Source organism: Intrasporangium sp., assembly GCF_039812505.1.
GTDB lineage: Bacteria > Actinomycetota > Actinomycetes > Actinomycetales > Dermatophilaceae > Intrasporangium_A.
The window spans coordinates 1-10,230 of the sequence record NZ_JBDIAQ010000129.1 but is presented as its reverse complement, the minus strand read 5'-3'; the positions used below and the strand labels follow the sequence as shown (position 1 = coordinate 10,230).

The window sequence follows — 10,230 nt, the reverse complement described above, 5'->3', positions numbered from 1 at the left end:
ACTTGCGGGCAGGCGGCGGGTCAGCCGCCGGCCCGGCGCGCTTCGATGGCGCTCGGACATCGGCCCGCGGCCTTGGTGAGCGCACGCAGCCGGTCGGCGTGCGCGCTCGTCAGGGCACCCGCCTGCATCCGCCAGTCCCAGCCGCCCTCGACCCCGGGGGTGTTCATCCGGGCCGCCGACCCGAGGCCCAGCACGTCCTGGGCCTGCATCATCGCCAGCCGGCAGGGCGAGTCGAGCGCGAGCTCGACCAGGGCCCAGGAGGGCTCGCGGTCGACGTCGGCGTCGACGCGGGCGGCGCGTGCGGCGGCCCGCACCATCTCCCGCGGGGCCGGCGGTAGCGTGGCCCACCAGCCGGTGACCGTGTCGTTGTCGTGGGTGCCGGTGTAGACGACCTGGTCGGGCTGCAGGTGGTCCGGATGGTGGGTGTTGACCGCGTAGCCGGGGTTGAACCCGAACTGCAGCACCGCCATCCCCGGCAGGCCGAGGTCGCGGCGCAGCTCGGTCACGGCGGCGTCGATGTCACCGAGGTCCTCGGCGAGGATCGGCAGGTGGCCGAGCGCTGCCGAGACCGCGTCGAACAGGGCGCGGCGGGGCCCGCGCACCCAGCGGCCCGCCATCGCGGTCTCGGCCCCGGCCGGGATCTCCCAGTAGTCGACGAACCCGCGGAAGTGGTCGAGGCGCACCTGGTCGAACAGCTCGAAGGAGCGCCGCAGCCGCTCGATCCACCAGCGGTACCCGTCGGCGGCCATGACGTCCCACCGGTAGAGCGGGTTGCCCCAGAGCTGCCCCGTGGCGGCATACGCGTCGGGCGGGCACCCGGCCACCGCGTCGTCGCGGAACAGCTCCGGCCAGGCGCGCACGTCGGCGCCGTCGGGCGCGACGTAGATCGGGACGTCTCCCATGATGCGCACGCCGCGGTCCCGGGCGTACGTGCGCAACCGGGCCCACTCCCGCGCGAACCGGACCTGGTCGGCGAGGTCGCCGCCGAACGCCGTCCACGAGACGGCCCAGTAGGCCTCCCGTTCGGCGAACGCCGCCAGCTCGGCGGCGGACACCGGTGCGTCGGGGTGCTCGAGCAGCGCCGCCGACGTCGCGAAGGCCGAGGGGGACTTGTACGGCGAGCCCATCCGGTCCGGCACCGACAGCGGCAGCACCTGCCACACGCTCTGGCCGGCGGCGTGGAGCCAGTCCACGAAGGCGCGTGCCGACGGGCCCAGCCGGCCGTCGGGCAGCGAGGTGAGGTGCAGCTGGACGCCGCTGGCGCGCGCGGTGGTCACGGGGACACACTCTCACGCCGAGACGGCCGGGGTCCGCCGGTCCGGCACGAACCCGAGACCGGTCCGCGCCCACGGCGGGGGTGCGCAGCATCGCGGTGGTCGGCAGCGGGCCCGCCGCCGGATAGCCTCGACGGTGATGGAGGTCAAGCGGCGGGTCTACCGGGTCCTCGTGCACGTGCCGGGGGCGAGATCGGTGTTCCGACTGACCCTCGGGACGATCCAGGTCTGCCTGCGCTACCGCGTCACCGGCCTGGCCTCCGAGGCGGCCTTCTTCATGCTCCTCTCGCTGCCGCCGCTGGTGCTGGGCCTCTTCGGCGGGGTCGGCTACGTCGGGAGCACGCTGGGGCCGCACACCGTGGACCGGGTCCTCCAGACGATCAGCACGTATGCCGCCCGCTTCCTCTCGCAGGACACGGTGGACCAGCTGCTCCTGCCGACCGTCGACGACGTCCTGCGGCGCGGGCGCGCCGACCTGATCTCGGTCGGCTTCCTGCTCTCGCTGTGGTCGGGGTCGCGCTCCCTGAACGTCTTCGTCGACACGATCTCGATCATGTACGGCCAGAGCGGGGTCCGCGGGATCATCGGCACCCGGGTGCTGTCCCTGTCGCTGTACTCCGTCGGGATGGTCGTGGCGGTGATCGTCCTTCCGCTCGTGCTGCTCGGCCCGGAGATCATCGGCACCTGGCTGCCCCCGCAGTTCGACGTGCTCCTGATCGCCTACTGGCCGCTCGTGCTGGTGCTCAGCATCGCCACGCTGACGACGCTCTACCACATTTCGACGCCGCGTCGAGCGCCGTGGTGGCGCAACGTGCCGGGTGCCCTGCTCGCCTTCGCGATCTGGGTCCTGGCCTCGATCTTCGTGCGCATCTGGCTGGAGGCCTCGCTGGGCGGGACGTCGATCTACGGACCGCTGAGCACCCCGATCGTGCTGCTCATCTGGCTCTACGTGCTGGCCATCGCGATCCTCATCGGGGCCGGCCTGAACGCCGCCACGCGGGTCACCTGGCCGGTGACCTTCCACGAGAGCGCCGGGCGCCGGATGGTCGCGTGGGCCCGCAACGGCGCGGGCAGCCTCTTCTCGCGGGGCGGCGGGGGCGAGGCCACGCCCAGCGAGCCGGAGCCGCCCGAGGGGGCACCCACCCTCGGCCCGGCCGCCGGGGCGGAGGGGCAGCGCGCCATGGAACAGCAGTTCGAGCACCGGGAGCGCTCGGCCCTGGCCGAGGCGATCGAGCGCGAGCTGCGGCACGGGATCGGCTCCGACAAGGACTGATTCAGGCCGCAGGACCCGGACCCGGAGCCGGGTTTTGTGGTTCCCGGACCCATCCGCTAATGTCTACCAAGCACCGAGCGGGTAGTTACACGTCTGGTGTTCCTGCGGACATAGCTCAGTTGGTAGAGCGCAACCTTGCCAAGGTTGAGGTCGCCGGTTCGAGCCCGGTTGTCCGCTCGGAGGGCAGCTTGCCTTCACGGTGGAGTGGCCGAGAGGCGAGGCAGCGGCCTGCAAAGCCGCGTACACGGGTTCAAATCCCGTCTCCACCTCGGGTCACCACCCCCGGGCGATTGGCGCAGTGGTAGCGCGCTTCCTTGACACGGAAGAGGTCACTGGTTCAAACCCAGTATCGCCCACCAGAAACGTGCAGGGGCTTTCGAGCCCGAGAGTTCAGCGAGGTCGGATTGGCGGAGGCCACGAGCCTTACGTCCGCCGAGGATGACGGAGCCGAAGGCTGCAGCCTGGTCGAAGGCGCGCACGACCTCCCGATCGGCGCCGGTCATCGTCGCCTCGCGCTCCCGCGCGTAGTCGGCAAAGGCCTTCGCCACCACTACTCCTCGCTGCTCGAGCGACTTGCTGTATGTGGAATGCCACATATCTCGCAACGGGCCTCACGCTTCTCGCGCCGCCGAGCGACTTGACCGGGTGCCTCCCGGATCCCGTCGGACCTCCCGGCTACGCTGCCTGCATGGAGTCGCGCGATCAGGAGCTGGCGGCACTGCTGGTCCTGCTGCGGCGCAAGTCCGGTGGCGCCAGTTGGAACGAGATCGCCGCCGAGGTGGCCGATGCCGGTAGCGCGATAGCGCTCCTCAATGAGACCACGGAGGACGCGCTCTTCGCTGCGCCCGACTTGGAGCCGGAGCTCAAGCAGGCCGAGGCGGACGTGCAAGCGTGGACAAGCGAGGGTCATCAATGGCTGACGATCCTGGATCCCGAGTACCCCGCGCGCCTCCTCGGAATCCGGGAGATCCCGCCGTTCCTGTTCTACCGGGGCGCCCCCCGCGAACCCGATGACGGCGTGTCGGTCGTAGGGTCTCGATCAGCCTCCGACTGGGGACTCACACTCGCCGCTGAGGCCGCACGCCTTCTGGTGTCTGAGGGGCTGACCGTCATCGCTGGCCTCGCAGCCGGAATCGACACGGCAGCGCATCGGGCCGCCCTCGACGGCGGGGGCCGCACCGTGGCGTTCCTGGGCACTGGGATCACCCAGTCCTATCCCGCGTCGAACCGTGCGCTTCAGGGCGAGATTGCCGAGCGGGGCCTACTGCTCTCGCAGTTCTACCCGGATGCTCCGCCGACCAAGCAGTCGTTCCCGATGCGGAACACGACGATGTCCGGCTACGGGCTCGCCACCATCGTGATCGAGGCCGGCGAGCACTCCGGCACTCGCATCCAGGCCCGCGTCGCAGGCGAGCATGGCCGACCAGTGATCCTCACCGACCGCGTCGCAGCGACGACGACCTGGGGCGCTGCGCTCGCCGAGCGCCCGAATGTCTACGTCGTGAGTTCGACCGCCGAGCTCGCCAAGGCCATCACCGATGTTCGAGCGGCACCCGCGCGGTTGAGGAGCGCGCTCGACAAGCTGGTGTCCGCGTGACCCGGCAATTCTCTGATCGAGTCACTGACGTCGGCAACGACCTCGTCCGGGTGGCGGCAGTTACCTGCACTCCGTGACGACGGGCGCCTGGACAGCGTGCGATGTCTGCGCCCTCCCGCTCGATGGATACAGCCTTTGCCCCCAGTGTCAGTCACGTCGCCGCACCGACCTCCCGCTGGCGGATCGGACCGGTGTCCTGGTGTACGCCGATGAGCCGAACTCGCAGACCTATCGGGTGATGCGCGGCTACAAGGAGCACAGGACGTGCGGCACGTTCGAGCCGATAGTCCAGGCCCTGCTCGCAGTAGGGCTTCGGGGGCACTTCGGCTGCGCCAACAGGCTCGCAGGTACGGCCGCCGTCGGCTGGGCGGTCGTTCCCTCGACCAGGGGACGCACCGTCTTTGTCGACCTGGTGCGCAGTCTGAGCAAGTCACCGACATCGGAGATCGAGGTGACGCCTGTCGGCCCCAGACCAGACCGCACGTTGAATCCGTCGTCCTGGGCTATGCAGCCTGGTTCAGCATTGCCAGAGCACGTCGTCGTCATCGAGGACGCCTGGGTCTCGGGCGCGAGCTCACAATCGCTCGCCGTGACGCTCAAGCAGGGCGGTGCCTCCCAGGTTTCGATCCTCAGCATCGCCCGGGTGCTGTCCCCGAAGTGGGACCCCAACACGCCCTTCCTGAGGGACGTGCTGCCCACGCTGCCGTACGACTGGAAGATCTGTCCATGGACGCGCTGCGAGTGCCCCGAATAGGCCTCGAGAGTCGGTCACTCTCAACCCACCTCCTCGCCCGTGACCCAGGACCGAACTGGACGATCAGTAGATGTCAGATTGGATTCCCCTACTACAGACAGACGCTCGTCTGGTCAGGGTGGTCCACCACCCCGTGCTCACGCGTACACCCGCATTACGCCCTTGTCCCGTCGCTGCCATAACAGTGCGCCACTGGGGCGGCACGCCGTCCTGAGGGCGCCAGTGCGGGGGTCGCTGAGCGTCGGCCACCGGGGGGGTCCAGCCCGGGCAGTCCACAGCGACGGCGAGGGCCGCGCAGATCTGGCGCACATCGCCGACGAACGCGACTCGCCTCTTCGGCGCGCGTAACCCTGCGCGGACGAGCGCGACGAGGTGGGGCGCCTTGACCGCCCGCCAGCGTGCCTGTGTGCGGTCTCGATGAGCTGGACAGCCGGCCCCCATTGCGCTGATCGTGGTTGATCGAGAAGAGCCGCGGCGAGGAGCCCGAGCAGGGAGAGCGCTGATGCGCACCGAACTGGTCAGCGGCGTGCTCGGGATGCTCGTCGTCGCCGGAATCGCCGTCACCGGACGCAGGTCGGTGGTCTCGGACATGACGGGTTGTCGGTCTCTCGCCGGACCTACGGCCCCTCAACACGTTGGATCCGGCGGGCCGGCGAGACCTTCACGACGTTCACCTTCCCGGGCATGATCGTCGTCATGATCCCCCGGGCGGCGCCGGAGTCTATGCCGTCCCCTGCCTGCATCCCGCTCGCCGACCTGGTCAGGTGTTCCGTCGCGCCGCGATTGGGACACCGCGCCAACGAACGCGGCCATCCGACCCAGGCCGCGCCGCCCCGCCGCTGATCGGCGTGCGGTGGCCGTCGCGGCCACGTTGGGCGGGCATATCCCGACGCGGTCCGGCACTGGGTCCACCCCGAGTGAGGGTGTCGCTGACGTGAGGACGGCCCCCAGGCCCGCGATTCGGTGAGAATGCCACCATGACACGACCGGGACCCGACGAGACGGGCCGAGGGCCGCGGCAGACCCAGGGGCTGGCCGAGCGCCTCGGGATGGGCCGGCAGCATGCCGCCGAGCGGATCGGTGACCTCAACGACGGGATCATCGGCACCGCCGGGATCGTCGAAGGTTTCGCCGGGGCGGGGCTCGGCGGCACGGCTGTGCTCCTGGCGGCGGTCTCGGGACTTATCGCCGGGTCCATCGCGACCGGCGGCGCGAAGTATGCCGAGGCCGCGGCAGAGCTCGAGGTCCAGGCCGCGCTGCGGGACGAGGCGGCCCGAGTCCAGCGGCTGAGCCCACGGGAGGGACGCGACGAGCTGACGCAGACCTACCGGGGCATGGGCCTCTCCGAGGAGCTGGCCGGGCAGGTCGCCGAGCAGCTGCAGAGCCGGGACGTCCCCGCGGGGCACGCCGCGGTTGCTCCGGACCCCGCGCCGGCGTCCCTGCGCCCCGCCGTCGCCGCGGGCGGCGGCGGGCTGGCCTTCATCGCCGGTGGCCTGCTGCCACTGCTCATCGTCGCGGTCACCCCGCTCAGCCTCGACGGGCTCATCACGTATGCCGCCGTGCTCGTGTCGCTGCTCATCAGTGCGGTCGTACTCACCCGGGTCGGGCGCTCGAACCTGTGGCACAACGTGCGTCGCTCGCTGGTGATCGGGGTGCTGACGATGTCGACCGCGTGGCTGGCCGGGCACCTGTTCACGTGAGCCCCCGGCCGGGCAAGGTCGGCAGCGACCCATCCCGGGAGGACCCCCGGTCGGTCACCTCGCCCGCTCGGCTGGCCGGCTGTTCTGCAGCGGCCGGCCCGCGCATCGACACGCGCGTTGTTAGGTTAGCCAAACCTATGCCAGACTGCGGCCCTGTGTACTGCCCGACGGGGCGCCCTGCGGGGCGACCGTGTAGCGAGGGGATGTGGGTCAGGTCGTGTTCGGCAACTATCTCGTGGGGCTCCGCGAGGGCCTGGAAGCCTCGCTCGTCGTGGTCATCCTCGTGGCCTACCTGGTCAAGACCGACCGGCGGCACCTGCTACCGAGAGTCTGGGGCGGGGTGGCCCTGGCCGTCCTCGTGTCCCTCGGGTTCGGCGCGCTGCTCACCTTCGGGCCGCGTGGGCTGACCTTCGAGGCGCAGGAGGCGATCGGCGGCACGCTGTCGATCGTCGCGGTGGGCTTCGTGACCTGGATGGTCTTCTGGATGGCGCGTTCGGCACGGACCATGTCCGGTGAGCTGCGCAGCAGGATCGACCAGGCCGCCGAGGGCAGTTGGATCGCCCTCGTGGTGGTCGCACTGTTGGCGGTGGGACGCGAGGGTCTGGAGACCGCGCTGTTCCTCTGGGCCGCGACCCAGGCGGCGTCCAGCGGGACCGGTTCGTCCGCCGCGCCCCTCGTCGGTGCGGGGCTCGGCATCCTCACCGCCGTGGCGATCGGCGTGCTCATGTACCGCGGAGCGCTCAAGCTCAACCTCGGTCGGTTCTTCGCGTGGACCGGGGGGTTTCTCATCCTCGTCGCGGCCGGGGTGCTGTCGTATGGCGTCCACGACCTTCAGGAGGCCGGCATCCTGCCCGGCCTGAACAACATCGCCTTCGACGTCAGCGACACCATCGAACCGACCTCGTGGCTGGGCACCCTGCTGAAGGGCACCCTCAACTTCTCGCCCGTCACGACCTGGCTGGAGGCCGTCGTCTGGGTCCTCTACGTCGTGCCGGTCATGTTCCTGTTCGTCCGCATGATCCGGCGCACCGCGCCGCCCCGCCCGGCCTCGGGCCCGAAGCTCGCCTCGACCTCGCAAGGAGCCTCCGCGTGATCCGCCGACTCACCGTCTACCCGCTCGCCCTCGCGCTCCCGCTGCTGGCGGCATGCACCACCAACAACCCCAGCGCCGGCCCGTCCGCAAGCTCCGGCCCACGCGAGCTGGCAGTGACCTCGACCGACAGCACGTGCGACGTCTCGGCCCAGCAGGCCCCCTCCGGCAACCTCGTGTTCACCGTCAAGAACGACGGCAGCAAGGTCACCGAGTTCTACCTGCTCGGCCAGGACGGGCTGCGGATCGTCGGCGAGGTCGAGAACATCGGCCCCGGCCTGACCCGCGACCTGGTCGTCACGACCGCGGCCGGCTCGTACTTCACCGCGTGCAAGCCGGGCATGGCCGGTGACGGCATCCGCAGCACCTTCACCGTGACCGACTCCGGAGAGCCGGTGGCCGCCGACGGCAACGAGGCCGAGCTCGTCGCGACCGCCAACGCGCAGTACGCGAGCTACGTCAAGGACCAGGCCGACCAGCTGCTGGCCAAGACCGAGCAGTTCGTCGCCGACTACAAGTCGGGCAAGGACGACGAGGCCCGTCATCTGTACGCGGACGCGCGGGTCCACTGGGAGCGGATCGAGCCGGTGGCCGAGTCGTTCGGCGACCTCGACCCGCGGATGGACCTGCGCGAGGCGGACCTGCAGGAGGGGCAGGAGTGGACCGGCTGGCACCGCATCGAGAAGGACCTGTGGCCGCCGAAGACCGGCTACCGGGCGATGACGCGCAGCCAGCGGGCGACCGTCGCCGACCGGCTGCTGGCCGACACGAAGGAGCTGCACAAGCGGACCCGCACGATGACCTTCACCGCCGACCAGATCGGCAACGGCGCCAAGGAGCTGCTCGACGAGGTCGCGACCGGCAAGGTCACCGGCGAGGAGGAGGCCTGGTCGCACACCGACCTGTGGGACTTCCAGGCCAACGTCGACGGGGCCCGGGTCGCCTGGGAGGGGCTGCGCCCGGTGCTGCAGCAGAAGAACCGGGACCTGGACGCCGAGCTCGAACAGCGCTTCGCCGCCCTGCAGAAGCTGCTGGACGGCCACAAGCGCGGTGACGGGTTCGTCCCCTACACGGAGCTGACCAAGGACCAGGTCCGTACCCTGTCCGATGCCGTCAACGCGCTGTCCGAGCCTCTGTCCCAGCTCACTGCGGCGGTCGTGCTCTGACCCCCGCCGACCCGGTCCGCCCGACCCCGAAGGAGGTTCCCATGCCCGAGACACCTGACCAGCCCGACCGCACGAGCGGACTCTCGCGCCGCCGGCTCCTCGGGGTGGCCGGGGCGGGCACCGCCATCGGCGCAGCGGGATTCGTGGGGGGACTCGGCGCGTCCTGGGCCTCCGACGACAAGCCCGCCCGGCAGGCCGCGCAACCCGGGTCCTACCCCTTCCACGGAGCGCACCAGGCCGGGATCGTCACCCCGGCCCAGGACCGCCTGCACTTCGCCGCGTTCGATCTCACCTCGAACTCACGGGACGACCTCGTCGCCCTGTTACGCGACTGGACTGCGGCGGCCGCCAGGATGACCGCCGGTGAGCTGGTCGGCGAGCCGTCCCGGCCGTACGACGCGCCCCCGGACGACACCGGCGAGGCGATCGGGCTGCCCCCCTCGGGGCTGACCCTGACCTTCGGCTTCGGCCCGAGCCTGTTCCGGGACGCGTCCGGCGCGGACCGGTTCGGCATCGCCGACCGCCGGCCGAAGGCGCTGCGCCGGCTGCCGCACTTCCCGGCCGACAACCTGGCCGCCGAGCGCAGCGACGGTGACCTGTGCGTCCAGGCCTGCGCCGACGACCCGCAGGTCGCGGTCCACGCGGTGCGCAACCTGGCCCGGATCGCCTTCGGCACCGCGGCGATCCGCTGGTCCCAGCTCGGTTTCGGGCGCACCTCGTCCACCTCGCAGGCCCAGCAGACCCCGCGCAACCTGTTCGGTTTCAAGGACGGCACCGCCAACCTCAAGGCCGAGGACACCGAGCAGATCGACCGGTTCGTCTGGGTCGGCGACGGGGACGACCCGCGGGCCGGGTGGCTGACCGGCGGGTCGTACCTGGTGGCCCGCCGGATCAACATGACCATCGAGACCTGGGACCGCACGTCGCTGCGCGAGCAGGAGGGCATCGTCGGTCGGGACCGCCAGCACGGCGCGCCGCTGTCCGGGGGCACCGAGTTCACCGAGCCGGACTTCTCCGTCACGGGCCGTGGCGGCAAGCCGCTGATCCCGCTCGACAGCCACGTGCGCCTGGCCCACCCGAGCCAGAACAAGGGCGTGCAGATCCTGCGCCGGGGCTACAACTTCACCGACGGCAACGACAGGCTGGGCCGGCTGGACGCCGGACTGTTCTTCATCGCCTACGTGCGCGACCCCGCCACCCAGTACATCCCGATGCAGAACAGGCTCTCCCGGGACGACGCGATGATGGAGTACCTGCAGCACACCGGCTCGGCCCTGTTTGCGGTCCCGCCCGGGGTGCGCGAAGGCGGCTACCTCGGGGAGGGGCTGTTCACCTGACCCGGCCGCAACCGTGGCCCGTGACCGTGGCCCGTGACC

At 70.9% G+C, this 10,230-nt stretch carries 9 protein-coding genes and 3 tRNA genes; 10 read left to right on the top strand and 2 right to left on the bottom strand.

Annotated elements, in window-relative coordinates:
• Positions 1–20: 20 nt before the first annotated feature.
• The gene (locus tag WMI84_RS14295) at positions 21–1,277 is read right to left on the bottom strand and encodes a 4-alpha-glucanotransferase (protein WP_347354288.1); all 1,257 of its coding nucleotides are present in this window, start codon (positions 1,275–1,277) and stop codon (positions 21–23) included.
• Between the two features lie 136 nt (positions 1,278–1,413).
• Here WMI84_RS14295 and WMI84_RS14290 point away from each other — a divergent pair, with 136 nt between their 5' ends.
• From WMI84_RS14290 to WMI84_RS14275, 4 genes are all read left to right on the top strand, one after another.
• Positions 1,414–2,547 (top strand): YihY/virulence factor BrkB family protein, encoded by a 1,134-nt coding sequence (locus WMI84_RS14290; RefSeq protein ID WP_347354286.1) that lies wholly within the window; start codon positions 1,414–1,416, stop codon positions 2,545–2,547.
• A 104-nt stretch (positions 2,548–2,651) separates the two neighbouring features.
• A tRNA-Gly gene (locus WMI84_RS14285) sits at positions 2,652–2,724 on the top strand.
• 21 nt (positions 2,725–2,745) lie between these two features.
• Positions 2,746–2,816: transfer RNA gene (locus WMI84_RS14280), tRNA-Cys, on the top strand.
• Positions 2,817–2,831: 15 nt separating this feature from the next.
• A tRNA-Val gene (locus WMI84_RS14275) sits at positions 2,832–2,906 on the top strand.
• Here WMI84_RS14275 and WMI84_RS14270 read toward each other — a convergent pair.
• The gene (locus tag WMI84_RS14270) at positions 2,877–3,095 is read right to left on the bottom strand and encodes a hypothetical protein (protein ID WP_347354285.1); all 219 of its coding nucleotides are present in this window, start codon (positions 3,093–3,095) and stop codon (positions 2,877–2,879) included. The two genes, WMI84_RS14275 and WMI84_RS14270, sit on opposite strands and share 30 nt — an antisense overlap.
• Before the next feature lie 140 nt (positions 3,096–3,235).
• Here WMI84_RS14270 and WMI84_RS14265 point away from each other — a divergent pair, with 140 nt between their 5' ends.
• The 6 genes from WMI84_RS14265 (at position 3,236) to efeB (ending at position 10,191) form a co-directional block, all read left to right on the top strand.
• The gene (locus WMI84_RS14265; RefSeq protein ID WP_347354283.1) at positions 3,236–4,144 is read left to right on the top strand and encodes a DNA-processing protein DprA; all 909 of its coding nucleotides are present in this window, start codon (positions 3,236–3,238) and stop codon (positions 4,142–4,144) included.
• Between the two features lie 199 nt (positions 4,145–4,343).
• Entirely contained in the window at positions 4,344–4,898 is a 555-nt protein-coding gene (locus WMI84_RS14260) for a hypothetical protein (protein ID WP_347354281.1), read from the top strand.
• Positions 4,899–5,875: 977 nt separating this feature from the next.
• On the top strand, positions 5,876–6,598 hold the full coding sequence (locus tag WMI84_RS14255) for a VIT1/CCC1 transporter family protein (RefSeq protein ID WP_347354279.1): 723 nt from the start codon (positions 5,876–5,878) through the stop codon (positions 6,596–6,598).
• Positions 6,599–6,815: 217 nt separating this feature from the next.
• Positions 6,816–7,691, top strand: a complete 876-nt coding sequence (efeU, locus tag WMI84_RS14250; protein WP_347354290.1) for an iron uptake transporter permease EfeU — start codon at positions 6,816–6,818, stop codon at positions 7,689–7,691.
• The gene (gene efeO / locus WMI84_RS14245) at positions 7,688–8,854 is read left to right on the top strand and encodes an iron uptake system protein EfeO (protein ID WP_347354277.1); all 1,167 of its coding nucleotides are present in this window, start codon (positions 7,688–7,690) and stop codon (positions 8,852–8,854) included. Before efeU ends, efeO begins: the two co-directional genes overlap by 4 nt.
• Positions 8,855–8,895: 41 nt before the next feature.
• Positions 8,896–10,191, top strand: a complete 1,296-nt coding sequence (gene efeB, locus WMI84_RS14240; protein ID WP_347354275.1) for an iron uptake transporter deferrochelatase/peroxidase subunit — start codon at positions 8,896–8,898, stop codon at positions 10,189–10,191.
• The last annotated feature ends 39 nt before the right edge of the window (positions 10,192–10,230 follow it).

What these genes read in the sequence shown, in the direction of transcription:
- WMI84_RS14290 (WP_347354286.1), top strand. Translation starts at nt 1,414, where the DNA reads ATGGAGGTCAAGCGGCGGGTCTACCGGGTCCTCGTGCACGTGCCGGGG.
- WMI84_RS14265 (WP_347354283.1), top strand. Translation starts at nt 3,236, where the DNA reads ATGGAGTCGCGCGATCAGGAGCTGGCGGCACTGCTGGTCCTGCTGCGG.
- WMI84_RS14255 (WP_347354279.1), top strand. Translation starts at nt 5,876, where the DNA reads ATGACACGACCGGGACCCGACGAGACGGGCCGAGGGCCGCGGCAGACC.
- efeB (WP_347354275.1), top strand. Translation starts at nt 8,896, where the DNA reads ATGCCCGAGACACCTGACCAGCCCGACCGCACGAGCGGACTCTCGCGC.